At 54.2% G+C, this 24,362-nt stretch carries 29 protein-coding genes and 4 pseudogenes; 9 read left to right on the plus strand and 24 right to left on the minus strand.

Annotation, left to right across the window (positions count from 1 at the left end):
• Positions 1-41: 41 nt before the first annotated feature.
• The 8 genes and pseudogenes from ACQ86N_RS20620 to ACQ86N_RS20655 all read right to left on the minus strand — a co-directional run bounded on the left by ACQ86N_RS20620 (position 42) and on the right by ACQ86N_RS20655 (position 5,015).
• Positions 42-1,520, minus strand: a complete 1,479-nt coding sequence (locus ACQ86N_RS20620) for a TonB-dependent receptor domain-containing protein (protein WP_431216755.1) — start codon at positions 1,518-1,520, stop codon at positions 42-44.
• The gene (locus tag ACQ86N_RS20625) at positions 1,517-2,851 is read right to left on the minus strand and encodes a carboxypeptidase regulatory-like domain-containing protein (protein ID WP_431216756.1); all 1,335 of its coding nucleotides are present in this window, start codon (positions 2,849-2,851) and stop codon (positions 1,517-1,519) included. Before ACQ86N_RS20625 ends, ACQ86N_RS20620 begins: the two co-directional genes overlap by 4 nt.
• 167 nt (positions 2,852-3,018) lie before the next feature.
• Positions 3,019-3,432 carry a hypothetical protein gene (locus tag ACQ86N_RS20630; protein WP_431216757.1) on the minus strand — a complete coding sequence of 138 codons (414 nt, stop codon included), beginning with the start codon at positions 3,430-3,432 and terminating at the stop codon, positions 3,019-3,021.
• Entirely contained in the window at positions 3,386-3,646 is a 261-nt protein-coding gene (locus ACQ86N_RS20635) for a hypothetical protein (protein ID WP_431218091.1), read from the minus strand. Before ACQ86N_RS20635 ends, ACQ86N_RS20630 begins: the two co-directional genes overlap by 47 nt.
• A gap of 73 nt (positions 3,647-3,719) precedes the next feature.
• A pseudogene (locus tag ACQ86N_RS20640) lies at positions 3,720-3,863 on the minus strand (hypothetical protein); the annotation flags it as partial.
• A gap of 146 nt (positions 3,864-4,009) precedes the next feature.
• Positions 4,010-4,177: pseudogene (locus ACQ86N_RS20645) on the minus strand (Gfo/Idh/MocA family oxidoreductase); the annotation flags it as partial.
• Between the two features lie 85 nt (positions 4,178-4,262).
• Entirely contained in the window at positions 4,263-4,466 is a 204-nt protein-coding gene (locus ACQ86N_RS20650) for a hypothetical protein (protein ID WP_431216758.1), read from the minus strand.
• A 174-nt stretch (positions 4,467-4,640) separates the two neighbouring features.
• A complete protein-coding gene (locus ACQ86N_RS20655) occupies positions 4,641-5,015 on the minus strand; it encodes an OsmC family peroxiredoxin (protein ID WP_431216759.1) in 375 nt (124 codons plus the stop codon).
• 40 nt (positions 5,016-5,055) lie between these two features.
• Here ACQ86N_RS20655 and ACQ86N_RS20660 point away from each other — a divergent pair, with 40 nt between their 5' ends.
• Positions 5,056-5,340, plus strand: coding sequence for a tRNA-binding protein (locus ACQ86N_RS20660; RefSeq protein WP_431216760.1), 285 nt, complete (start codon positions 5,056-5,058; stop codon positions 5,338-5,340).
• Between the two features lie 62 nt (positions 5,341-5,402).
• The gene (locus ACQ86N_RS20665) at positions 5,403-5,921 is read left to right on the plus strand and encodes a methylated-DNA--[protein]-cysteine S-methyltransferase (RefSeq protein WP_431216761.1); all 519 of its coding nucleotides are present in this window, start codon (positions 5,403-5,405) and stop codon (positions 5,919-5,921) included.
• Between the two features lie 30 nt (positions 5,922-5,951).
• On the opposite strand, the gene ACQ86N_RS20670 is transcribed toward ACQ86N_RS20665, so the two are convergent.
• From ACQ86N_RS20670 to lepB, 9 genes and pseudogenes are all read right to left on the minus strand, one after another.
• Complete coding sequence (locus ACQ86N_RS20670) at positions 5,952-7,250, minus strand: TolC family protein (RefSeq protein WP_431216762.1); 1,299 nt, start codon at positions 7,248-7,250, stop codon at positions 5,952-5,954.
• Between the two features lie 29 nt (positions 7,251-7,279).
• Positions 7,280-10,321: pseudogene (locus ACQ86N_RS20675) on the minus strand (efflux RND transporter permease subunit).
• A gap of 24 nt (positions 10,322-10,345) precedes the next feature.
• Positions 10,346-11,443 (minus strand): efflux RND transporter periplasmic adaptor subunit, encoded by a 1,098-nt coding sequence (locus ACQ86N_RS20680; protein WP_431216763.1) that lies wholly within the window; start codon positions 11,441-11,443, stop codon positions 10,346-10,348.
• Between the two features lie 443 nt (positions 11,444-11,886).
• Complete coding sequence (locus ACQ86N_RS20685) at positions 11,887-12,009, minus strand: hypothetical protein (RefSeq protein ID WP_431216764.1); 123 nt, start codon at positions 12,007-12,009, stop codon at positions 11,887-11,889.
• A complete protein-coding gene (locus tag ACQ86N_RS20690) occupies positions 11,982-12,371 on the minus strand; it encodes a cytidine deaminase (protein ID WP_431216765.1) in 390 nt (129 codons plus the stop codon). The genes ACQ86N_RS20685 and ACQ86N_RS20690 overlap by 28 nt, the downstream gene beginning before the upstream one ends.
• On the minus strand, positions 12,371-13,027 hold the full coding sequence (locus tag ACQ86N_RS20695) for a hypothetical protein (RefSeq protein ID WP_431216766.1): 657 nt from the start codon (positions 13,025-13,027) through the stop codon (positions 12,371-12,373). Before ACQ86N_RS20695 ends, ACQ86N_RS20690 begins: the two co-directional genes overlap by 1 nt.
• A gap of 100 nt (positions 13,028-13,127) precedes the next feature.
• The gene (locus ACQ86N_RS20700; protein WP_431216767.1) at positions 13,128-13,265 is read right to left on the minus strand and encodes a hypothetical protein; all 138 of its coding nucleotides are present in this window, start codon (positions 13,263-13,265) and stop codon (positions 13,128-13,130) included.
• 25 nt (positions 13,266-13,290) lie between these two features.
• Positions 13,291-13,614, minus strand: a complete 324-nt coding sequence (locus ACQ86N_RS20705) for a hypothetical protein (protein ID WP_431216768.1) — start codon at positions 13,612-13,614, stop codon at positions 13,291-13,293.
• 34 nt (positions 13,615-13,648) lie between these two features.
• Positions 13,649-15,043, minus strand: coding sequence for a signal peptidase I (gene lepB, locus ACQ86N_RS20710; RefSeq protein ID WP_431216769.1), 1,395 nt, complete (start codon positions 15,041-15,043; stop codon positions 13,649-13,651).
• Positions 15,044-15,351: 308 nt separating this feature from the next.
• On the opposite strand from lepB, the gene ACQ86N_RS20715 reads away from it, so the two are divergent.
• Complete coding sequence (locus tag ACQ86N_RS20715) at positions 15,352-15,588, plus strand: MerR family transcriptional regulator (protein ID WP_431216770.1); 237 nt, start codon at positions 15,352-15,354, stop codon at positions 15,586-15,588.
• Entirely contained in the window at positions 15,588-16,229 is a 642-nt protein-coding gene (locus ACQ86N_RS20720) for a cobalamin B12-binding domain-containing protein (protein ID WP_431217520.1), read from the plus strand. The genes ACQ86N_RS20715 and ACQ86N_RS20720 overlap by 1 nt, the downstream gene beginning before the upstream one ends.
• On the opposite strand, the gene ACQ86N_RS20725 is transcribed toward ACQ86N_RS20720, so the two are convergent.
• The 3 genes and pseudogenes from ACQ86N_RS20725 to ACQ86N_RS20735 form a co-directional block, all read right to left on the minus strand.
• Positions 16,216-16,782, minus strand: coding sequence for an alpha/beta hydrolase (locus ACQ86N_RS20725; protein ID WP_431216771.1), 567 nt, complete (start codon positions 16,780-16,782; stop codon positions 16,216-16,218). The two genes, ACQ86N_RS20720 and ACQ86N_RS20725, sit on opposite strands and share 14 nt — an antisense overlap.
• Before the next feature lie 92 nt (positions 16,783-16,874).
• Positions 16,875-17,689, minus strand: a pseudogene (locus ACQ86N_RS20730) (sigma-54 interaction domain-containing protein).
• 29 nt (positions 17,690-17,718) lie between these two features.
• Positions 17,719-18,036 carry a response regulator gene (locus tag ACQ86N_RS20735; RefSeq protein WP_431216772.1) on the minus strand — a complete coding sequence of 106 codons (318 nt, stop codon included), beginning with the start codon at positions 18,034-18,036 and terminating at the stop codon, positions 17,719-17,721.
• Positions 18,037-18,107: 71 nt separating this feature from the next.
• Between ACQ86N_RS20735 and ACQ86N_RS20740 the strand changes: the two genes are divergently transcribed.
• The 3 genes from ACQ86N_RS20740 (at position 18,108) to ACQ86N_RS20750 (ending at position 18,933) form a co-directional block, all read left to right on the plus strand.
• Positions 18,108-18,302 (plus strand): hypothetical protein, encoded by a 195-nt coding sequence (locus ACQ86N_RS20740; protein ID WP_431216773.1) that lies wholly within the window; start codon positions 18,108-18,110, stop codon positions 18,300-18,302.
• 131 nt (positions 18,303-18,433) lie between these two features.
• Positions 18,434-18,589: a DUF4846 domain-containing protein gene (locus ACQ86N_RS20745; protein ID WP_431216774.1), complete on the plus strand. Its 156-nt coding sequence runs from the start codon at positions 18,434-18,436 to the stop codon at positions 18,587-18,589.
• 206 nt (positions 18,590-18,795) lie between these two features.
• Complete coding sequence (locus tag ACQ86N_RS20750) at positions 18,796-18,933, plus strand: hypothetical protein (protein ID WP_431216775.1); 138 nt, start codon at positions 18,796-18,798, stop codon at positions 18,931-18,933.
• 66 nt (positions 18,934-18,999) lie between these two features.
• Here ACQ86N_RS20750 and ACQ86N_RS20755 read toward each other — a convergent pair whose 3' ends face one another.
• Positions 19,000-19,986 (minus strand): pyruvate dehydrogenase complex E1 component subunit beta, encoded by a 987-nt coding sequence (locus ACQ86N_RS20755; RefSeq protein WP_431216776.1) that lies wholly within the window; start codon positions 19,984-19,986, stop codon positions 19,000-19,002.
• Between the two features lie 157 nt (positions 19,987-20,143).
• Between ACQ86N_RS20755 and ACQ86N_RS20760 the strand changes: the two genes are divergently transcribed.
• The gene (locus tag ACQ86N_RS20760) at positions 20,144-20,770 is read left to right on the plus strand and encodes a DinB family protein (protein WP_431216777.1); all 627 of its coding nucleotides are present in this window, start codon (positions 20,144-20,146) and stop codon (positions 20,768-20,770) included.
• 107 nt (positions 20,771-20,877) lie between these two features.
• Positions 20,878-21,336 carry a DinB family protein gene (locus ACQ86N_RS20765; RefSeq protein WP_431216778.1) on the plus strand — a complete coding sequence of 153 codons (459 nt, stop codon included), beginning with the start codon at positions 20,878-20,880 and terminating at the stop codon, positions 21,334-21,336.
• A gap of 188 nt (positions 21,337-21,524) precedes the next feature.
• Here ACQ86N_RS20765 and ACQ86N_RS20770 read toward each other — a convergent pair whose 3' ends face one another.
• The 3 genes from ACQ86N_RS20770 to ACQ86N_RS20780 form a co-directional block, all read right to left on the minus strand.
• Positions 21,525-22,973, minus strand: a complete 1,449-nt coding sequence (locus ACQ86N_RS20770) for an ATP-binding protein (protein ID WP_431216779.1) — start codon at positions 22,971-22,973, stop codon at positions 21,525-21,527.
• 69 nt (positions 22,974-23,042) lie between these two features.
• Positions 23,043-23,372 carry a sensor histidine kinase gene (locus ACQ86N_RS20775; protein ID WP_431216780.1) on the minus strand — a complete coding sequence of 110 codons (330 nt, stop codon included), beginning with the start codon at positions 23,370-23,372 and terminating at the stop codon, positions 23,043-23,045.
• The gene (locus ACQ86N_RS20780) at positions 23,281-24,303 is read right to left on the minus strand and encodes a response regulator (protein ID WP_431216781.1); all 1,023 of its coding nucleotides are present in this window, start codon (positions 24,301-24,303) and stop codon (positions 23,281-23,283) included. Before ACQ86N_RS20780 ends, ACQ86N_RS20775 begins: the two co-directional genes overlap by 92 nt.
• Between the last annotated feature and the right edge of the window lie 59 nt (positions 24,304-24,362).

The raw sequence follows: 24,362 nt of genomic DNA on the forward strand, positions 1-24,362 counted from the left end.
TTTCTTTCGTTTTTATTTAGCGTTTGAATCAGACCTGTGTGCTAGCGGCCGAGGTTTACGCGCAGACCGAGCGTCGCCGTTGTGCCGAATTTAGTGGAAGAGATCAGCTTGTCTGTCTTCGGATCAAAGCCCAGCCGGGTATCGTTCTCATCGATCTTATAGTACCACACAAACGCCTGTGCAAGGATATCGCTCACCGTGAGCTTGAGCTCGGCCTTTCCGCCGAACAGCTTTTTCGTGATCTGTGCGTCCAGTACGTCCCGGGGCTTTTCGTAGATGCTCAGCGCCGCGCCATTGCTACTGCGGAATCGCATGCGGGGGCCGATCCGGTTGTAGAGCACGTTCGCCGACCAGTCCTCTTTATCCGCCACATAGGTCAGCCCCGCATTGATCAGGTAGGGCGACTGTCCCTGCATCGGGTTGTCGACGCTTTTTCCGTTGTTGAATTTGACCCCTCCCTTGATATAGGCGGCATTGGCATACGCCGTCAGCCTGCTGAAGAAACCGTCGCCGATGAAGTCCAGCTTCTTGCGAAGTTCGAGCTCCGCACCGTATACATAGGCGTTCTTTGCGTTCTCGAAGGAAAGGTTGTCGTTCCTTTTATTGACCTGCTCGATGGGGTCCGCGAAATATTTGTAGAACACGCTCGCGGATACGATCTCCCCCGCCCCCGGAAAATACTCGTACCGCAGGTCGGCGTTGGTGTTCTGCGACCGTTTCAGTTCAGGGTTACCTATAATGTTGAATAGATTGTCGTAGTCATATACCGCATAGTCGGCGAGTTCCCTGAACTCGGGCCGGTTGACCGAACGGCTGCCCGACAGCCGGAGATTCGTTTTAGGGTTCAGGGCATAGGTCAGCAATGCTGAAGGCAGAAAATCCGTATTGTCCTTGTCGACCTTGGCCTTGTTCTTAGCCTCCAGGATCTGGTGGTATTTTTCTACCCGCAGGCCCCAGACCAGTTTCCACCTTTCCGAGAACTTGTTGTCCAGCATCACATAACCGGCGTTCAGCAGGGCGTTGGCCGTATACGTAGTGGAGTTGAGACCTATATTGGCCACGGTGATCTGGTGTTTGTCGATGCTTAAAGGAGAAAATACGTCGTTATAGCCGGCCCCCTTCCCCAACGCGATCGTGTCGCCGCCGCTGATAAGCGAGCCGTAGCCAAGCGCTGCTACCTCCACAGTCCGGTCCCTGTAATAGTTGAGCGTTCCGAACTGGAATTTCTGTGACTGGCCCCACATCCCGAATATCTTGCTGACGTTAAAGTTCCCATTGTATATCTTTTCCCGCAGAAAGGAGTATACGCGTCCTGCCGTGCGTATCGCCGGTGAGTTCTCGTTGCTCAGCTGAAGGAAATATGGACCGTCCTGGTTATAAGGCGTGCGGAAGGAAAGGATCTTCTGGTCCGGCTGGTTGCGGTAAGTGTAGCCGAAGGACCCGGCCCAGTTGACGTTCCAGCCCCTATTCAGTGCGTGCTGCCCTTCCACAGCGGAATTCATCAGCCCGTTCTGCGTCACCTCGATATTATGGCCCCTGTAAAAAAAGTATCCGGCAGGTTGACCTTATTGACCCCGTCGCGCAACCCAAGCGTTTTTACAAACTCGTTATAGTAAAGGGTCTTCCAGGAAATCTTGCTGCGGCCATATGACAGGGTCAGACTCAGCAGACTGGATATGCTGTTCTTGTCGTCGTAGTTGGTAGTATTGTAGCCATACAGGAATTGCCTGGTCACGTCGAACTCGTCCCGCTGGCGCTCCGACACGGCCCGTCCGTTGCTATAGCCGATGCTGTAGATATAGCCCAGCTTGTTCCCGCTGCTGTATAGCTTCGTATTGCCGCCCGTATACGTAGCGCTTACCGACGGTATGCTCTGGCGGACCGCATTGTAGTCGAAGGTATTGGGGAATAGCTTCGTCACTTCCTGCTTGTAGACGGAAGACTTGTTGATAAATCCAGCCTGGTCCCGGTAATAGGGTTTGGGGATCAGCCGGGATTTGTCCAGATAGCCGAGCCAGTCAAGGTTGCCGTCCGGCTGACCTTTATAGAAATTCTTTCCCGTCGTTTTGGTGTTGTAGCCGACAGACACGGACAGCTCGCTCAGCGGCTGCGCCGGATAGTCCTTTGTCTGCACCTTGATGGCGCCCCCCGCAAAATCACCGGGGAGGTCGGGCGTCGAGGCCTTGTAGATGACCAGATTGTCGACAAGTGCAGAAGGAATGATATTGAAGGCAAACCCTTTCTTGTCCGGTTCGGTGCTAGGCAGCACCGAATTGTTCATCATCGCAACATTGTACCGCTCGTTCATACCCCGGATCACCACGAATTTATTTTCCTGGATGGACGCCCCGCTGACACGTTTCAGCACGTCTCCCGTGTTCTTGTCGGGGCTCCGCCGGATCACTTCCGCCGAGATGCCGTCCGAGATAGCCGAACTGTTCTTTTGAATGCTATATAAGGAGGCGACCGAAGCCCTGCGCACGTTGGCGGAGACCACTACCTGGTCCAGGCTTTTTCGGCTACTCTCCATCGTAATATCGATCGATACCGGCTCGTCGCCGACCGAAATATTCTCCATCGTCCTGGTCACAAAACCCACGCTCGTAATGGTCAGCGTATAGACATGCCCTTTTACCGCCGCCAGGAAAAAGCGGCCTTCCACGTCCGAACTTACTCCTCTCCGGATTGCGGCTGACGCGTCTTTATCTGTTAGCACAACCGAAGCTCCCGCCAGCGGAGCGTTGGCTTCCGTATTCCATATTTTTCCCGTGATTTTGGCCGTCTGTGCCCGAAGGGTCGTTACAAAACACAGAGCCACAATGAGAAGAGCGAGAGGTTTACCTTGGTTCATGGCGGCAAAAGTAGACGCGCTATGTTAACCAATCGTTAACTGGTGATTAACCAATCGTTAACTAGTCTTTAACCATCGCTTAACGCAACTACTAACACACTTTTAGTAATTAGAAAACCGCCCCATTCGGGGCGGCTTATACTTCATATATAATATGCGTCGACGACCTAGACACCAAGCGTCCAGCCCGGTCTGTACTCGCGCTTGACAAAGGCATTCGCCTCGTCGAAATTCGTGATCTTCATGTTCTGGGCATCCCAGAGCAGTTTCTTCCGGCCCGGGAACTTGCCCGTCGCATCCTTGACCATATAGCTGCGAAGCGCCAGATTGCCCATCAGGATCGTTTCCGTCAGCGGTCCGGCATATTCGAACGGCGAGCTCAGCTGGTTCTTCCCATAACCCGCGATACAGGCATTCACCCACTGTACATAGTGCCCTTCCGGCACCCGCGCGAGCGTCTGCGGCACGTTCAGCCCCTGCATCCTGGACGAAGGCAGCAGCGTCGGATTAGCACCATAGCATTCACACATGATCTTACCCTTTGTGCCGGTGATGATCGCTCCGCCGTCCGATCCGCCCATTTTTTCGTCGGCGCCCAGCTTCGTCGGGACGGGGAGGACGAATGCCGCCGTCCATCCAGTGCAGCTCTACGTCAGGCTTGCCGGGCTTGCCGGGGAATTTCATCTTGACATAGGAAGACATCGGACAGCTTTCCGGGTGATAGGCCGCATTCCACATTACTTCGTAGATGCTGGCCACGCTGCACTCCAGCTTCAGAAGGATAGCCCAGGCCAACCGTTTTAAAAGGTGGATCGATCAGGTGGCAGCCCATATCCCCAAGCGCACCCGTACCATAGGCCCACCATCCCCGCCAGTTGAAGGGCAGGAATTCCTTGTGGTATTCGTCGGCGGCCGCCGGTCCCTGCCACAGGTCCCAGTTGAGTTCTTTGGGGATCTCGTCCTTCGACGCCGGCTTGGCACCCCCCGGGGCCACACGGGACGATTGGTCCATATATGAATGGCGGTGGCATCTCCGATCAACCCTGCGTTATACCATTCCTGCATCGAACGAACGCCGTCGCCTGAAGAGCCCCGGTTACCCATCTGCGCCACTACCTTATAGCGCTTGGCCGCTTCCGTTAGCATACGGGCTTCGTAGATATCGTGTGTCATCGGCTTCTGGACATAGACGTGCTTGCCCAGCTGCATGGCAGCCATAGCCGCCACGGCATGGACGTTGTCCGGTACGCTGACGGATACCGCGTCGATATGTTTGTGTTCTTTTTCCAGCATCTCCCGGAAGTCCTTGTAGTATTTGGCCTTGGGATAGGCCTGTACGGACTTCGCGGCCTGACGGTCGTCGACGTCACAGAGATAGGCGACGTCGACCTTTCCGCTGCCAAAAAATGTCTTAGGTCGTCAGCGCCCTTGCCCCTGCGCCGATACCGGCAATCGATAGCCGGTCACTGGGAGCCACGAATCCTCTTCCGAGTACGTGACGCGGTACAATAAAGAAACCCGTGGCGGCCATCGTCGTGTTGCGAAGAAACTCCCGGCGGGAATTTTCAGCGGCATGCACACCGTCTTTTTGTGTGCCCTGTTTTTTTGAGCTCATAATAATGTACTTGTTGCTTGAGTTAAACGGTCAAAAGTTTGCGCAGGTAATTTACAGCAGTACACACAATAAAAAAGCCGGTCCGACGGCTAAAATTTCGAACCGGCTCTTTTTAGCAGACTAAGTTCTACAGCAGTGTCGCGTCCAGCGAGATCTCTGCTTTCAGTACGCGGCTTACCGGACAGCCCTGTTCGGCGCCCTTCGCCAGCTCCAGGAACTTCTCCTGGCTGATGCCGAGGATCTTTGCCTTGACTTCAGGTGCGACTTGGTGATCGTCGGCGGCGTAGCCGTCGACTCGAAAGTCACTATTGCGGTCGTCTCCAGCTCGTCCGGAGTGAAACCCGCCCCCTGCAGCCCAAAGGCCAGTGCCATCGTATAGCAGCCTGCGTGCGCAGCCGCGAGCAACTCTTCGGGATTGGTGCCGACGCCTTCCTCAAACCTCGTCTTGTACGAATACTGGGCCTTGTTCAGCGTGGTGCTTTGAGTCGTCAGATTACCTTTGCCATCTTTTCCGGAACCGTTCCATACGGCTGTTGCTGTACGTTTCATAAAAATTGTATATTTAGTTTACGATAAAACGTTATAAGTTATGCCAACGATAGAATGGCAGGATTTTGAGAAGATCGACATTCGGGTCGGAACAATTCTTGAAGTTAGTGATTTTCCAAAAGCAAAAAAGCCGGCCTATATATTGACCATCGATTTCGGTGATCTGGGCATCAGAAAGTCCTCGGCGCAGATAACCCACTTCTATGAAAAGCAGGAACTTATCGGCAGGCAGGTGATGGCCGTGGTCAACTTCCCACCAAAACAGATCGCAAATTTTTTCAGCGAATGCCTCGTTCTCGGTGTGTATACTGACAAAAAGAAGTAGTTTTAATAGGACCCGACAGAAAAGTAGCCAACGGTTGGAAATTAGGCTAAAATAAACCCTCAATGGCAACAACCCTGGACATCTCCACCACTTACTACAAATCCCCGCTGGGCCTGCTCCGCATTGGCGGAACGGATACCTATATCAGCGAGATCAGCTTTATCGATCATTTGGAAGAAGGCGAATACCAGGCCAATAGCCTCAAGGGTCCGGTCACCCCCATCGTCATCCAGTGTATAGAACAGTTGATCCAGTATTTTCAGGGACAGCGCCGCTTCTTCGAATTCCCCGTCTTCCAGGAGGGCACAGAGTTTCAGCAACGGGTCTGGAACGAACTGACGGCTATCCCCTTTGGCAAAACCATCAGCTATCTCGACCTCTCGCGCCGCCTCGGCGATACCAAAGCCATCCGCGCCGCCGCCGCCGCCAATGGCAGAAATAATATCGCTATCGTCGTCCCCTGCCACCGGGTCATCGGCTCCAAGAGAGACCTGGTCGGATACGCCGGCGGGCTCTGGCGAAAGAAATGGCTGCTGGACCACGAGACAAAGATCCAGTACGGCGTACAGACCTTGTTTTGATCTCCAATCACCCACCCTCCGGCAGACACCCTAATACGCCAGCTGATTCGCATACCTCCGCAGCGTGATCTCCGCCGCCTTTGCCGCATAAGTCACATTCACCAGCAGGAAACCAGCATTCTCAAAACTCTGCTGCGCGTTCTTCACATCCACAATTGTCGCCTGTTTCAGCTGGAATTTCTGCATCACCAGATCGAGCAGCTTCCTCGACAGGTCGTAGTTGGACTTCGCCGTCTCCACCTGCTGCAGATTGTTGGTATAGGCCTGCCAGCTCTTTACTGCATTGGCCGTATAGTTCAGCACCAGCGTATCCCTTACCAGCTGCGCGTTCTTTATATTGACACCGGCCACCTGCTGCTGTTTCTTATAGATATTGCCATTGAAGATCGGTATGTTCAGCGTGAGCGCCGCATAGGGGCCATAGTTCAGGTTGAGCAGCGAGAATCCCGCACTGTTCTTGGTCCTGTTATAGTTATACCCCGCATTGACACCGAGTGACGGATAGCGAAGCGCGCCCGTCTCTTTCTCGATATACTGGTTGATAGCGATCTGCTCGTTGGCCGCCATGATATCGGGATTCGCGGACTGTACAGCGCTCATGATATTGGCCAGCTGTATGCCCCGGTCTACCAAAATGGTATCTTCGACGACGATCGCCGAGTCGGGGTTGAGGGTCAGCAGGGTCAGCAGGTCGGTCTTGCCCTGATCGATGATCAGCTGCTGCGCCTGCAGATTCTGGATCTGCGTATTCAGGTCGACCTGCGACTGGAAAAGGTCGGCGTTGTTGGCCAGCCCCACACTCTGCTGCGCCTGTACGATGGCCAGCTGCTGTTTTTGGGCGTCGATGGAGGCCTGGAGGGTCCTGGCATAGCTCTGCTGCCGCACGACGTCATAGTATTTCAGCAACACGTTGTTCGCTAGTACCAGCGCCCTCGAACTTAGCTGCTGCTTGCTCTGTGCCTCGATTACGTCCAGACGCTTCTTGGCTGTCACCACGCGCTGGCCGTTGTACAGCAGCATATAGCCATTCACCTGAGCGGAAAGGTTATTCGAAAAAGCGTTGTTGCTGCTTTTGTTATTGGCCGGATTGGCGTATTCCTGCTTGATGCTCGTAGACTGCTCCTGATCGCTGGCGCTGCCCGACACCTGAGGAAGGCCGCCGGCAATACCATAGCTGTTGTTGATGGCGGCAATATCCACGCTGTTCTTCGCCAGCTGGATCCCCATGCTGTTCTTCAGCGCGATCCGCACGGCCTCATCGCTGGTCAGGTTCTGCGCCTGCGCTGCCAACACCGGCATTGCCAGAAATATAGTTACAAATTTCTTCATATTATTCGGTCACTTCGGTGACGTGCACTTTATGTTTGCTGGAAATAAATGTATAAATGGCCGGAATGACAAATAAGGTCAGGATCAGCGAGAACAGGATCCCCCACGACCACGATCCCCAGCGGGATACGGCTGGTCGCGGCCGCCCCAAGGCTCAGCGCAATAGGCAACGCCCCCAGCGAGGTCGCCAGACTCGTCATCAGGATGGGACGCAGCCGGTGGGACGCCGCCTCTACCACCGCCTCCATTTTGCTCATCCCAAGCTCCCGCTTCTGGTTGGTGAATTCGACGATCAGGATGCCGTTCTTGGTCACCAGCCCGATCAGCATGATCATACCGATCTCGGAGAAGATATTCAGGGTCTGATGAAAAAGCCACAGACTCAGCAGCGCGCCCGCAAACGCCAGCGGAACGGTCATGATGATGGTCACGGGATCGATAAAGCTCTCGAACTGAGCCGCAAGTACCAGGTAGATCAGCACCAGCGCCAGGACCAGGGCGAAGAGGATATTCGACGAACTTTCCGCATAGTCACGGGAACTGCCGGACAATGCCGTTTGAAAACTTGGGTCCTGATCGAGCAACTTGTGGGAGATGGTCTGCATCGCGACGATCCCGTCGCCGATGGTCTTGCCCTCCGCCAGTGAGGCCGATATGGTAGCGGCCTTATACCGGTTGAAGTGGTAGAGTGTCGAAGGTCCGCTGTTCTGCTCGACGTGAACGACGGCGGCAAGGGGAATAGGCTCTCCCTTGTTGTTGCGGACATAGACCTTGCTGATATCGGTGGGATCATTGCGGTCCTTGCGCTCGACCTGCGCGATCACATAGTACTGATAGCCATTCATGATAAAATAAGCCAGGCGGCCGCCGCTGAACGCCGACTGCATCGCACCGATGACGTCGTTCGTCGAAAGCCCCAGGTCCCGGATCTTCATCCGGTCGACGCTGATCTGGACCTCTGGCTTGTTGAACTTCAGGTTGACGTCGACGTTGGAGAAGGTATGGTCCTTCCTCGCCGCGTCAAGAAAGGCCGGCAATATCTTTTTCATCTTGTCCAGGTCCTGATTCTCCAGCACGAACTGCACCGGCAGGCTGCTCTTGGAGCCCGAACCCACGGCGATGGTCTGCTCCTGAATAGCGAAGATGCGCGCGTCGTTGAACTTGCTCAGCTTCCGCTGCAGATCTGTCGCGATCTGGTTCTGGCTCCTTGTTCTCTGATCGGCCGGTATCAGGCCGATACGCGGCTGTGAGGTATTCACGCTGTTGCCCGCCGGCGTACGCGCGAACACAAAATCCCTCTCCGGCACCGAATCATAAAGATAGTTGGCGATCTGGTCGGTAACCGCCGAGGTATAGCTATAGCTGGCGCCTTCCGGCAGCGTCACGGTGAAGCGGACACTGTTGCGGTCCTCCAGCGGAGCGATCTCGCTCTGCATATTGCGCAGGATCAGCCAGGTCATCCCCACACACAAACCGATCAGAACAAAGGCCATCCACCGTATTTTCATAAATCCGCGAAGCAGCTTCAGATAGCCGTTCTCCATACCGGTGAAGAAGGGCTCGGTCTTCTGATAGAACCACCCGTGTCCCGACTTGCTGGTAGTCAGATAGACGTTGAGCACGGGGGTAATGGTCAGGGACACGAACGATGAGATGAGGACCGCGGCCGCAAGCACCACACCGAACTCCCGGAACAGTCGTCCCACAAAGCCCTGCAGGAAGATCACCGGCATGAAGACCACGGCAAGGGTTAGTGAGGTCGAAATGACCGCAAAGAAGATCTCCTTGCTCCCCTCGAGCGCCGCCTTGCGTATCGGGAATCCCTGCTCGAGCTTTCTGAAAATATTTTCTGTCACGACAATACCATCGTCCACTACCAGTCCGGTCGCCAGTACGATACCCAGCAGGGTCAGGATATTGATGGTAAAGCCCGCGACGTACATGATAAAGAAGGTCGCTATAAGAGATATCGGGATGTCGATCAGCGGTCGCAGCGCGATCAGCCAGTTGCGGAAGAAGAAGAAGATCACCAGTACCACCAGCGCGAACGCGATCAGCAGGGTCTCCTTCACCTCGGCCAGCGACTGCCGGATGATCTTCGTATTGTCGATAAGCACGCTGAACTCCAGATCGGACTTATTCGCCTTTTTTATCTCCTCCAGCCGGCGGTTGAACTCGTCGGCGATCGCGATATTGTTGGCGCCCGGCTGCGGAACGATAGCCAGCCCGACGGCATTCACGCCATTGTACTTCCAGCTCTGCTCCTCGTTCTGCGGCCCCAGCTCGACACGGGCCACGTCGCTGAGCCTGACGATACCACTCGCTGTCCTCCCGGAGGATCACGTCCCGGAAATCTTTTTCGGTAGTCAGACGACCAGGGTCTTGATGGTCATCTCCGTGTTGTTGCCGTAGATCTTACCCGGCGGCAGCTCCACGTTCTCGTTGGACATGGCCTGGGAAACGTCATTGAACGCTATCCCATACGCATTCATCTTGTCCTGGTCCAGCCAGATGCGCATGGCGTAGCTCTTGTCCCCGAATACGTTGACAGAGCTCACCTGGTCGATGGTCTGCAGTTGCTGCTGGAGAACGTTGTCCGCATAGTCGCTCAGCTCCATCAGGCTCTTGGACCGGCTCTGGACGGCGAGAATGAGAATAAAATCACTATTGGCGTCCGACTTGACGACGACGGGGGGCGCATCGATGTCCAACGGCAGGCTTCGCTGCGCCTGTCCCACCTTGTCGCGTACGTCACTGGCCGCGGCCTCGAGGTCCACGCCAAGGTTGAATTCTACGGTGATATAACTGCTCCCGAGACTGCTCGTCGAAGAGATGGTCCGGATACCGGGAATGCCATTGATGTTCTTCTCCAGCGGCTCCGTGATCTGGCTCTCGATCAGGTCGGGGTTCGCACCCGTGTACGAAGTCTGGACCGTGATGATAGGTGGATCGATGGCAGGATAATCCCGTACTGCCAGAAAATTATATCCTACGACGCCAAACAGGATCAGCAACAGATTCATCACTGTTGCCAGCACCGGTCGCTTGAGGGATAGTTCAGATATGTTCATGATGGAATATCTCCGGGAATTGAATTATTGATTTTGACTCATAGTTGCACTGTCCAGGCTCCTCACGCTTCTGATCGAAACCGGTGAATTGGGTCTCGCGAAGAGTACACCCGTCACCACAATTGTATCGCCGGGATTAAGCCCTTTGGTGATCTCGATATTGTTCGCCTCCCTGACGCCGGTGGTCACGTTGACCAGCTGAGCCTTCCCCTGTTTGACAATGATCACCTGGTTGTTCTTATCCTCCGGAATGATACAGTTGGTCGGCACCATGATCGCCTTTTTGTCGAGGCCCGCTTCCACGTAAACCTTTACGAATGCGCCAGGATGGCCCTGGCCATTTTCCATCAGTGCCCTCACCTTCAGGTTGCGGCTGGAAAGATTGATCTGCGGCTCGGTGGCGACGATCAGCCCTTTGCGGCGCCCGCCGGTGGCGTCCAGCTGGATATCGACAAGCCCGCCCTTGCGGATGACGGAAGTATACTGTTCAGGAAGAGTAAAATCCACCTTTATTTTGTCGAGCTGCTGGACGGTAGCGATAATATTGGCGGGAGTGACATAGGCGCCCGGGCTTACCTGCCGCAGCCCCACCACCCCGTCAAAAGGAGCCCGGATGACCGTCTTGTCCAGCTGCGCCTCTGTATAGTCGATATCGGCCTGGGTACTCTTGACATTGTTGACGGCAATATCGTAGTCAGCCTCGTTGATGCCATTTATATCCAATAGCTTGTGCGCCCTTTCTTCCGTCTTCTTATAGAGCTCGAGCTGCGCCTTCGACTTCTCCAGCGTAGCCTGCAGGTCGGCGTCGTTGATACGGGCGATGACCGTCCCCTTCGGGACATGGGCGCCTTCCGGCACGTTCAGATACACGATACGGCCGCTGATCTCCGGGTGCAGCTCGACGTACTCGTTGGCAACGACGCTGCCATTCGCCTCGATCTTATTCTCGATCGAATGCGGAGTGGCGACGATGACGTCTACGATAGTTGGATTCGGACCATTGCCCGACTGGCGCTTACTTTTGTTGGCGGCATCCGCATTTTCTTTACAGGAAGTGAAGGAGAACAGACATAGGGATACAACGACAAATGAACAGGAAGAACCCGTCAAACAGGTTAGCAAACTTGGGCGAGCCATTTAAGGTTAGTTTTAAAAAATAATTCGGACGGCTATTGGCCGAAGAACTTCGCAAATCTTCGTTCCTCGATTTCCTCGTTCGTTCCCTTCGCCATGCTCGGGAACGTCGCCGCTCCACTGGAGCGACTCCTCCGTTATGCATTCCGAAAGCGAACAAATATAAAGAGATTTAATGTCTATCAAATTGACCCTGTCGCGGATTTGTATGAATGGTAAGTCCGCCAAAATCGCCTTTTCATCCCTTCTATATCGCCGCGAAGATTTAGATTTTGACTTAACATTTGCTTAAAGAAAGCATTAAGATTCAATTAAAATAGGTCCTGGTTTCCCAGGGGCTGGTCTGGCTGGTGAAAGGTTGAAATAAATAAAATGGATCGAACTGATTTTTTTGTGAGCGACCCCTTTTTTTATGGTCGGTAAACGGGCAATTATTTCAGCTCATCGCCGGTAAAAGCAAAGGGTAGCAGCTGTCCGGCTTCGGGGATAATAAATACTTTTCCCTTCTGTCCGCCCAGCAGGAGCCTTATCGGCCTTCCAGAGCGCTGTTCCATTTCCTGAAGGGACTGGCGGCAGATGCCGCAGGGGAGATCGGCCGGTCGCTGGGGCCATTCTCATTGAAATAGCTTACGGCCAGATCCTCCACCCCTACTCCGGGGAACAGACTGGCGGCGGCCGACAAAAGAGTCCGTTCGGCGCAGATACCTGCCGGATAGGAAGCATTCTCCTGGTTGGTACCGGTTACTATTGCCCCGTTGGCCAGCCGCGCGGCGGCGCCGACCCTAAAACGGGAATAAGGAACATAGGCATCCGCCGTCACCTCCTGCGCACGCTTCAGCAGCGCCGCGTCTTCGACGTCCAGTTCATCGGCTGAACCAAATTCTTCATATGCGAACCGGTATTCTTTTTTACTCATCAGTTCAAAGGTATGCCAAACCATGTAATTTTTCGAAACATGGACCTGCGCCCCATTTTGCCTTTACTGAAGTACTTTTTTAGCCAGTCCTGCTGTTCCGCGACGCGGCCGGCGAGCTCGTCGATGCTCCTGTTCAGCGATACGATGGAACTTTTGATCTGAGTGTCATCGGTTGCGACACCGCCCAGTTGCGTCCGGGCTGTCCGGATCAGGCTGTCGCAGCCGTCGACCATGCGCTGGATCTCCGCGTCAGACCTCTGCGGCTTGAACTGTGCGTTGTAATAGTCAATATAGACATTGAACTGGCGAATCGATTCGTTATATTCCTCAAGTGCAGAGTTAAAGACCTTGACCGAGGCATTCCTTCTACCCACCTCCGCGTTCTGCATCTCTGCTTCTTCCTGCCTTTTGGAGTTCTCGATCCTCAGTTTCAGGTGCTGCAGGCGGTCGAACACCATCGAATTACGCAGGCCGCTGGCCTCGATCCGCGCGGCGGCTGCAATATCCTGCTGAACCGGACTCAGCGCGGCATAGGCCGTTATTGAATCAGGATAGCTGAACCGGGGTTTGGAAGGATTGGGTGTCGTCTTACCTTCATAGAAGTCCTGGTTGGTGACCGGATAGTAAAGACATTCCCAGAGATAGTCGAAGGGCATATGCGTCTTAACGAATTCTTCCGGTCTGGCCCTGAAATAGTCGTTATTGATACTGCTGACGAATTTCCCTTTGCTGATGTATCCGGAACCCCAGGTCGGGTCAAAACAATACCAGCCACTTGTCCAACTTTGTCACGCACCAGGCATGAGGGATATAGTCGACAAAGCCTTTTTGTTTCGTGTATCCGTCGACAACATAGGAGGGTATTCCTGCCTTTACGCAGATATCCGTGAACAACGCCGCATAATTGACGCAAATCCCTTTACGCGTTTTTCAGCGCCCTGGTGACCAGCCCTTCATTCGTCTCATAAAAATTCATCGCGAACATATTGGCCACGTCGTACTGAATATGGCCGGAGACCCAGATAAAGACCGCCCTGGTCTTTTCCGCGGCCCCGCCGAAATGGGTGCTGATATAGCCGGCGATACCGGCCGTGCTGGTCGTCAAAGAGTCGGGAATCTGCATCGCCCGGACGTCCAGCTTCGCATAGGGGTTGGCCCCGGCGGCCAGGGATGAACTGGTCTTCTGCGCCAGCAGCAGCTGTCCCGGCATCAGCAGGAGCAGCAGGATTTTAATTCGGTGCATATGGGTTTAGAGGGAATACTGTTTGATCTTAATTCTATCTGATCTTCTTGAACAACCGGCCCCACCGGACGCCTTTGTTCCAGCTCATCCAGATCAGCCATGCCTCGCCTACCACATGGTCTTCCGGAACAAAGCCCCAGTACCGCGAATCCTGCGAACCGTGGCGGTTGTCGCCCATCATCCAGTAGTAGTTCATTTTGAATGTATACTGCGTCGCTGGCTGACCGTTCAGTATGAATTTTCCGTCCTTCATCTCTAAGCTGTTGCCCTCGTATACTCTTATCGCTCTTTCGTACATCGGATAGTTCTCCGCAGTAAGCGTCAGGCTCTTTCCTTTCGCGGGTATCCAGAACGGGCCATAGTTGTCGCGGGTCCAGGTATAGGATTTCGAATAGGGGTATACGGTCTGGTCGGCGTCGATATCCGGCGTAATGGTTTTGGCCAGGCCGTTGTGCAGCAACTTCTCGTGCGCCGCCCAGGTCAGCAGCATATAATACTGATTCGGCGTCCCCGTCGGACGTACCTCTTCCGGGTTGTTGATGTCCAGGTTATAGTCCTCCCGCATCACCGCTTCGTCCAGCGCCTGGTTGCTTTTCAGTTCCACCAGGTAATTGGTCTGGGACTCGGGAGGCAAAGGCTGCGCCTTGCCGTCGATATAGATGATCTGGTCCTTTATCTGGAAGGTGTCGCCGGCAATGCCTACGCACCGTTTGATATAGTTCTCCTTTTTGTCTACCGGGCGGATGACCAGCGGATAGGTATCAGGATCCCCAAGTACCAGCTGGCGACCCGAATCGAGATTGCCGTTGCCCCTTCTGCGGGCCTCGTCATAGTAGGTAACCTGCGACTGGAATTCCGGAAGGTTGATGACCGTATCGCCGGCCGGGAAGTTGAAGACCACCACGTCGCCCCTTTTCACCGGGGTGGCGAACCAGCGGGTATAGGGTATTTTGATCCATTCCACATACGAATTGGTGTTGGTTATCGGCATCGTATTGTGGACAAAAGGGATCGAAAGTGGAGTATTCGGAATACGGGGGCCGTAGCTGAATTTGCTGACGAACAGGAAGTCGTTGATCAGCAGCGTCTTTTCCATCGAACCGGTGGGAATGGTGTAGGCCTCGAATACAAATGTCCTGATCAGTGTCGCTGCTACGATGGCAAACACGCCGGCGTCTATCCATTCACGCGCCGTGCCCTTCTTGTGCTTGTGCACCTGGTCGGGGCCGAGGAATTTGACCTTGGGGTCAAAGCCGATCATGGGAAAATAGATCAGCGGCAGCAGGGAAGCCATCGCGTGCTCCCAAAGCCTGTATTTGCCGAAAGTTTTAACAAATTCTACGAAAATACCGAGTGAGATAAACCAGCCCACGACGGGGATCAGCTGCCAGAAAACCCAGTGCTTCGGGCGATGTGCCAATTCCATCATAATCCATGTATTATAGAAGGGAACCCAGGCCTTCCACCCCCGGAACACCCGCTTTTTCAAAGAGTTTCGCCAGACCGATCGAGGGCAACAGAAGAATGACCAATTGGATAAGCACAAGAACCAGCAGCTGATGAGTCGACATTCCTTATATTTTTTTAAGAAGTCCGGCAAATTAAGCCTTTTAGACTAATTTTCGGCCGGAGGGGATTTTTACCGGGCACGGCCCATCCCTATGGCACCGCGTGCGGAACAATTAATTGGTCGGCCCATCGGTCAAAATATTACAAAATTGTGGTAGTTTTCCCGCGATGAACGAATTTTCCATCCGGGACATAGAAAATCTCTGCGGGATAAAAGCGCATACCCTTCGCATGTGGGAACAGCGCTACCAGCTGCATATTCCCAGGCGGAATGCCGGTAACCACCGGTTCTACGACAATGAAGACCTCAAATATCTGTTACGGATCGCCTTCCTGTATCACAACGGGCACAAGATCTCCAGGCTGGCCCTGCTCGACGAAAAGAGATCTCCCGGCTGGCATTGATGATACCCCCGTCCGGCGGCGCCGACGAGATCTTTATCAACCATCTGATCGAGGCCTCTCTGGACTTCGACCAGGACCTTTTCGACAGGATCCTCCATAATATCATCCTGCACATGGGCTTTGAAAAAGCCATTCCCCGGGTCGTCTATCCCTTCCTCGAAAAGATCGGACTGCTATGGATGACGGGCAATGTCGTCCCCGCGCAGGAGCATTTCGCCAGCGCCCTTATCATCAAGAAACTGCTGGTCGCCACCGCCGGCCTCGAAGACCCGTCCCGGCCGGACCCGCGAAAATTTCTGCTTTTTACACCCGAAGGCGAATTTCACGAGATACCCCTTTTGTATATGCGCTACCGCATGAAGCAGCGCGGGATGTATACCGTCTATTTCGGCCGGAACACCAGCCTCGAAGAGCTGCGCTATTACGGCAGCCAGCGCCCCTTCACCCATCTCTATTTTCATTTGGTAACCCAGTTGCTGCGGCACGATCCCGTCCAATACATCCAAAAGCTGGTCGAATTTTTCCCGGACAGACAGATCATCGTCTCCGGCAATATCGGCGCCGCCGGCCAGTTCGAACACCCTCAGGTAAGGCAACTGAAAACTCACGAGGAGATGGAAAATTTTGTCAGAGGGAATTGATGATGCCGGTCAGGATGCCGCTGACAGTCTCCGCCCGGTTGTAAACCATAAAATGACCCGCGCCATTCACAACATGCGTGGCACCCGAACGGGACAGGGCAAAAATGCGGTCGCTGTCACCCTGAACTTGAAAGTATCGGTCCGGTCTCCAATCGTTCATCCAGTTCACAATCCTGCCCAACGCCCAGCGCAGATATCGTGGATCGGTCTTCCCACGAAACTCCGCGACGAGCCGCGCATCGTCTTCGGTCTCCACACCAAGGAAATAATCTTCCAGCCAGCGGATTCCTTTTCCCGGCCGCGTCGGAAGCAGCCGGTTCAATCCCAGGCTGCCCGCCGCCCTCATCCAAAACGGTAATTCCCGCCGGGTACCCGCACTCGAGATAAGAATAACGGTAGCCGCCGGAAAATGTTTGGCCAGTTCGATGGCCATTATTCCTCCGAAGGAGACACCCATCAGGACGGGGTCGTCTTCAGAAAAGGCGTTCTTTATTTTCATCCGGAGGGCATACGCTTCTATTGATTCGCCGATGACCGGAAGGAACCATTCCAAATGAACGAGGCGGGTACCCGGTATGTCAAGACGGGAAAAATGCGCTCGTCGGCGCCCAGCCCACTGATGCAATAGATCGATCGGATAACTGATTATTTTTTAGGCAATACGTAGCTCTCTACATCCGCCGCCGAGATCGTCTTCCCCGAAAGGATGATCAGCCGCTCCACGACGTTCCGCAGTTCGCGGATATTCCCCGTCCAGTTGTGCCGCTGCAGCGCCTTGATGGCCTCTTCGTCGATCGCCTTTCGGGCGATCCCGTAGTCGCCGCAAATATCTGCCAGAAATTTCTCGACCAGCAGGGGAATATCGTCTTTGCGTTCGTTCAGTGAAGGGACGTGGATGATGATGACACTGAGACGATGATAGAGGTCGAGCCGGAAGCTCTTTTCGTCCACCTCTTTGAGGAGGTCCTTATTGGTTGCCGCTATCACCCGCACGTCAACGCTGATATCCTTGTCCCCGCCTACGCGGGTGATCTTTCCTTCCTGCAGTGCGCGCAGCACTTTGGCCTGCGCGGTCAGGCTCATATCGCCGATCTCGTCCAGGAACAAAGTACCGCCATTGGCCTGCTCGAATTTACCTATCCGCTGTTTGACGGCAGAGGTAAACGATCCTTTCTCGTGGCCAAAAAGCTCGCTTTCGATGAGCTCGCTCGGGATCGCGGCGCAGTTGACCTCGACGAGTGCGCCGCTGGCGCGATTACTCTTTTCGTGCACCCAGCGGGCCACAAGCTCTTTCCTACCCCATTCTCTCCGGTGACGAGGATACGGGCTTCCGTCGGTGCGACCTTGTCGATGGTCTCCTTTATCTTATGGATAGGCGTAGATGATCCGACGATCTCCTGGACCTTACTCACTTTCCGTTTCAGGACCTTGGTCTCTGCTACCAGGGTGGTCTTGTCCATGGCATTCCGGATGGTGATCAGCAGCCGGTTCAGATCCGGGGTTTGGAGATATAGTCATACGCCCCTTTTTTGACGGCTTCCACGGCCGTCTCGATCGTGCCGTGCCCCGAGATCATGATGATGGGAACGTCAGGGTTTGTTTCCTTGGCTTTCTCCAGAAATTCGATGCCGTCGATCTTCGGCATCTTAATATCACAAAGTATAACGTCGTACTCTTTCTCCTTTATCTTTTTCAGGCCGTCCTCGCCGTCACCCGCCTCGTCAATCTTGTAGCCTTCATAGGATAATATTTCACTCAGTGTCTTACGGATCGCTTTCTCGTCGTCAATGATCAGAATATTCGACATGTCTTTTAACAATCTTTTTTATGGAAAAATAACGAGCGGGCTTCCCCACCTGTAATCCCCAAATTTACGACATGCAATCGAACCTCAGCCGTCTCCCTTATAATGCCGGAATATTAATTTTCCTGCTGACGGACTCCCGCCGGATGGCAGCTCAGTCTACCAACCCCTGGCCCACCATTGGAGCGATCCCCCTTCCTGCCGGCTATCACCGCGTGCCTGGCCAAGATGCAGCAGCGGCATACAGTCCCGAGGCGATAGGAGTTTGACAAATATCTCACCAACGTATTTACCTATTGCAGCACACGGACGCTCGGGCCGCAGCTGACGCCGGTAGCGGATTTCCACGCGATCACGGCCGGCCAGGTGCGGATCAGGGCCGGTTCCCCGAGGGCACGCGATGCTGGTCGCCGACGTCGCGGAAGACGCTCCCGGCCACCGCATTTATTTGCTGGCCCGGAGCTATATGCCGGCCCAGGACCTCCAAATCGTTAACTCGCCGGAAGGCGGCCTGAGTCCGCGGTACAGGGCCGATATCTCCGGCGCACAGATCTAAGCACCCGAATGGTATTCAAAACCAATGAGTTGTGCGATTGATCTCTAATTTAATAATAGCAAAACCACTTACGAGATAGGACAAAGTTTCACTTACTCGTAATTATACGCGTGAAAACCCCTTGACAGAAACCCTTGCGTGACTTATCTTTACTGTATCCAATTACTATTAAGAACCACCAATTTAATAATCCAAAATATTTCCCTATGAGGCATGAACTCGACCTTCAGGCTCCCGCCACAACCAAAGTACTTTTCAAACTTACTATTATCGGATGTGTATTGTTAGGCTTTGTATACGGCTTCCTCGTGCTGTTCAATTCGGCGATGGCCGCGATGAAATAACATTAATACCATCTAAAATAAAAAACCCGCCAAACGGCGGGTTTTTTCATATGCTGTAAGTTTGTCCTATTTGTTCATGTACATTACCTCTTTCACGAGCTTGACCGTGCGGCTGACGTCCGGCAGGGCGGCAGCGACCAGATTGGGCGCGTAGTGCAGCGGAGCATCCGCAGCCGTGATCCGGCGGATCGGCGCATCGAGGTAGTCGAATCCTTCTTTCTGGATGCGATAGCTGATCTCGGAAGAGATCGATGCGAAGGGCCACTGTTCTTCCACGATGACAAGACGGTTGGTCTTCTTAACGCTTTCGAGGATCGTCATCCAGTCCAGGGGACGGATGGTACGCAGGTCGATGACCTCGGCGCTGACGCCCTCTTTTTCGAGTTCGGCAGCGGCGCCCAGCGCCACCTTCATCATTTTATTAAAACTGACGATGGTCACGTCCTTACCGGACTTCTTCACGTCCGCCTTACCCAGTTCGATATAGTATTCTTCTTCCGGAACTTCGGACTTGTCTCCGTACATCACCTCGCTTTCCATGAAGATGACGGGATCTTCTTCATAGCGGATGGCCTGCTTCAGCAGCCCCTTGGCGTCATAGCCATTGCTGGGGGAGACGACCTTGATCCCGGGAATATTCGCGTAGTAGCTTTCAAAGGCCGTGGAGTGCTGCGCACCCAGCTGACCCGCCGAACCATTGGGTCCGCGGAAGACGATGGGGCAACCCAACTGTCCGCCACTCATCGCGAGCATCTTGCTGGCCGTGTTGAGGATCTGGTCAAGCGCCAGTACGGCAAAGTTCCATGTCATGAATTCAACAACGGGACGCAGACCATTCTGAGCGGCGCCTACTCCCACAGCCGCAAAACCCAGCTCGGAAATGGGCGTATCGATCACGCGTTTGGGACCAAATTCATCCAGCATACCCTGGCTCACCTTGTAGGCGCCATTGTATTCTGCTACCTCTTCTCCCATTAAGAAAACCCGGTCGTCGCGCCGCATCTCTTCATTCATAGCTTCGCGCAAAGCCTCCCGAAAAGCAATTTGTCTCATTCGATGTTATTTATTTTCAGGCCCAAATGGCCCGTTGTTCGAGCCGCAAATTTATCGGTTGTCGCCCAAATTATCAAATAGTGTTACCGGCCCCTTTTACTTTATTATTAATTTATATATTAGTAGCTTTATACTCTAAGCCATTAAATTGCCAAAGATGAAAAAACTACTGCTTTGCGCGACCGTCCTCGTCGCGCTGCTAACCACCAGTTTCCGCCTTGCACTGGGCCTTGCGCCGGGCACCATGTCACCCGACGAACGTAAATTTGCCCTCGACTACTATCAAAAAACGAAAGCCCGCCTCCTCAAAGACCTGAAAGGACTCAGCGAGGCCCAGATGAATTTCAGGGCCGACACCGGCCGCTGGTCCGTCTACGAGTGTACCGAGCATATTGCGTTGTCCGAGAACATGATGTGGGAGTGGGTCCAGATGGCCCAGAAACAGGCCGCCGCCCCCGAAAAACGCGGCGAGGTAAAGGTCACTACGGATCAGCTCATGAAGATGATGACCGACCGCTCGCACAAGGTTAAAACCATGCCCCCGCTGGAGCCGGAAAAGAAATTCCCCGATACAAAGGCTGCCCTCGATGCCTTTACCTCCAGGCGCGATTCGACGATCTACTATATCCGGAGTACACAGGACGACCTCAGGAACCACTTCGTCCAGGCGCCCTTTGGCACCATTGACGCCTACCAGGCCCTGATCATGCTGGCGGCGCACAGCGAGCGGCATACGCTGCAGATCGAAGAGGTCCCCGCCGATCCCAATTTTCCGAAACAATAACCTCCGTCATCCCTGGCCTGCGCCTCACCGCTAACACCGTCCCCATCCGTCAAAACCCCCGAACACCTGAAGCCAACCGTCAACACACTGTCATGGAGTCAACCGATATGGAACCTGCAATCGTACATCTGGAGAAGATCATCAGCAACTATACGCGCCGCCTCGAAGCGCTGTCCGAAGAGGCCTACACGCACAAGGCAAGACCCGGGAAATGGAGTAAAAAAGAGATACTCGGGCATCTGGTCGATTCGGCCCAGAACAATATCCGCCGTTTCGTCGTAGCCCAGTACGAGGATACACCCGTCATTTTGTACAACCAGGACAAGTGGGTCGATCTGACGTCCTATCAGCGCTATCCCACCCGGGACCTGCTGTCCCTCTGGATATTGCTCAACCGCCATATCGTCCGCATCCTTCGGACCATGCCGCCGGGAGCCACGCACCGCAAATGTTTTATGGGACCGTCACAGCCGCATACTCTCGAGTGGGTAGCCGCCGACTACTGCAACCACCTGCTGCACCACCTGCACCAGATCCTCGACCTGGACCCGATAGCATACCCGTGAACCACACCCGCCTATCATCGATACCCGGCACCCGGCGGGACGCGGAACCAAACCCGTGAACCGCACGGTTGACGCGGGGACTCCATGGTTTCACGGTAGACGCCGGGGGCTCCATGGTTTCACGGTCGACGCCAGGGGGCTCCATGGCTCCGTGGTTTACGCGAAGGCAGTTTCCCAGGTTCCTCGCTTCACGACAACCCCGCCTGCTCAAAAGTCAGCATAAAGCTGGTCCCCTCGCCGACCTGGGAATTCACGTCGATACCCGCCCGGTGCGACTGCAGAATGTTCCATGTCGCGGCCAGCCCAAGCCCAAAACCATTCGTCTTGGACGTAAAATAGGGCTCGAATATCCGCGAGATATTTTCCTCCGGAATCCCTCCTCCATTGTCATTGATAAAGACCCTGAAATTCGGCGACTCGTCCCGGATGGAAATGGTGATCACGCCCGACTGTGCCGGTACCGCCTCGACGGCATTGATGAGAATATTCAAAAAAGCGATCTTCAGCTTGTCCCTGTCCGCCATCACAAATGCCGGCTGACCCGGATAGGCCAGGTCAAGCCGGATATTCTTCAGCGCTATCCGGTCGGAAGCCTCCGCCAGCGTCGAATTGATGATATCCTGAAGATCCGTCTTCTGCAGCGAGATCTCGGCCGGACGCGAAAGCTCGAGCAGCTCGGAGATAAGGCTGTCTATCCGCCCGCAGTTGCGGGCTATGATCTCGAGGTAGATGTTGGCGTCCTCGCTGTTCAGCTCGGGCTTGAGCTGCTCCACGGAAAGATTGATATTGGTCAGCGGGTTTCTCACCTCGTGGGCCAGCGTCCTCAGCAGCGTCGCCGTACCCCGCAATTTCTCGATCTGAAAGGTCGCCCGCTCGATCCGCTTCAGATTCGTAATATCATGGATGATGCCCTGGATATATGCCTCGCCGTTGGAATCGACCTGACGCGATATCGACAGGATGCAATTCCTCCTTTCCCGGTTGCGGGTCATCAGCTCGACCTCTATCTCCTCCCCTTCCCCGCTGAGCAGCTTTTCCTTTAGCTGTAAGGCCGCCTCTTTCCGCGCAAACAGGCCGTAGAGGCTGCGGGACAGCAGTTCTTCCTTGCTGTATTTGAAAAGCTCGCAGGTCGCCCTGTTGACGTCGCGGAAGATCAGGTCCTCCCCTAGCAGAAAGACCGCGTCCTTACTCTGTTCAAAAATATTCCTGAACTTCAGCTCGTTGGCCCTAAGCGCCCTGATATAGGCGCTTCTCTCAAGTGCATAGCGGATGCTCCGCTCCATTTTTTCGGTATTGATCTCCGACTTCACCAAAAAATCCGCCGCGCCGATGGTCATCGCCTGGATATCCACGTCGCGGTTGCCGATGCCCGTCAGCAGCACCAACGGCTCTTCGCAGCCCGCCGTGATCGCCTCTTCCAGCAATTCCAGCCCGGTCTTCGCACCCAACAGGTAGTCTACAAAATAGATATCGTATCCTTTTCCGCGGATTCGCCGCATCGCGTCCTCGTAGTCATAACACCAGTCGATATGGAACCCTTTCCCGGGGATATCTTTAATGCATGCCTCGATGATAAGGAAATCATCCTCATCATCCTCAACGATCAGTATCCGTGTTGTCGAATGCGAAGGCAACATACTCAATGGAATTTTTTCAGGTTGTTTTTTTCGTGGGTTATTAGGGGATATTTCATGGTTTTTCTTCGGTCATCCCGGTAGGGCCTCCGGCTGTTTTTCTTTTGGTATCTCCTGCAACGGCAGGGAAACGATAAAGATCGCCCCCTCCCCCGGCCTGCCCAGGGCCGAAATAAATCCGTTGTGCATCTCGACTATCTTCTTGCAAAGAGCGAGCCCGATGCCCGTCCCCTCGTATTCCGAACTGGGGTGCAGCCGGCGGAACATGTCGAAGATCTGCTCGGCGTATTTCTGATCAAAGCCGATGCCATTATCCTCGATATAGATCCGGCCATACCGGATATCCTGCGGCTTGCCGTTCGATCCCCCTATCACCGGCCCCTCTTCGTACCTGATCCTCACCCGGGGCTCCTCGCCCTTTTTGCAGTATTTCAGGGAGTTGCTGATCAGGTTGGAAAACAGCGGCCCCATCAGCACCGTGCTGGCGGGGAGTACGGGCATCCTGTCGACCGTGATGACTGCGTTCTTTTCCTTTATTGGCGCCTCCAGCTCGGAAATCACCTCTTCGATAACGCCATTCAGGTCCACGACCTCGAAGGACTGTTTCTCCACGGAGATCTTCGAGAACCGGAGGATGTCGTTGATCAGGTCCTGCATCCGCCTGGAAACCTCCTCGGATCCGCGTGAGATAAAGCCGACCTTCCTTGCCCATCGAATCTCCCGACCCGGCCAGCAGCCTGTCACTGAACATCCGGACCTTTCGCAACGGCGCCTGCAGATCATGGGAAGCCATGAACGCAAACAGGTCGAGGTCCTTATTGGCCGCTTCGAGCCGGGCAATATTCTCCAGCAACTGCTTGTTCAGCTCGGTCACCTTCTCCTCCGAAGCCTTTCTTTCGTTGATCTCCAGCTCAAGGCTCCTGTTGACGGCGATCAGCTTCTGCTCTTGCAGCAGCAGCCGCTGATTCTTGCGGTACAGGTCTACGAACACGCCCACTTTTGCCCGCAGCAGGTCGGGGTTTACCGGCTTGTAGATATAGTCCACCGCGCCTGCCCGGTAGCCCTTGAAAAGGTTCTCCTCTCCATAATTGTTGGCCGTGATAAAGATAATAGGAATATGTCTTAGCCTCTCGCGTTCATAGATCAGCGCCGCCGTCTCGAATCCATTCAGATTGGGCATCTGTACGTCCATCAGGATAAGCGCGAAATCAAAATCGGTCAGCAAGATCTTTAAAACCTGACGACCCGAATTGGCCTTGACAATATTGTATCCGTCCGGCTCGAGCACACTCGCCATGGACAGCAGATTGTCCTCCCGATCGTCGACTATCATGATCTTTGGTTGCATCTATAGGTTTTGCTGGTTAGGGATTAAAATGTGGGACGAAAAAA

This window comes from Puia sp. P3 (genome assembly GCF_050632245.1).
GTDB lineage: Bacteria > Bacteroidota > Bacteroidia > Chitinophagales > Chitinophagaceae > Puia.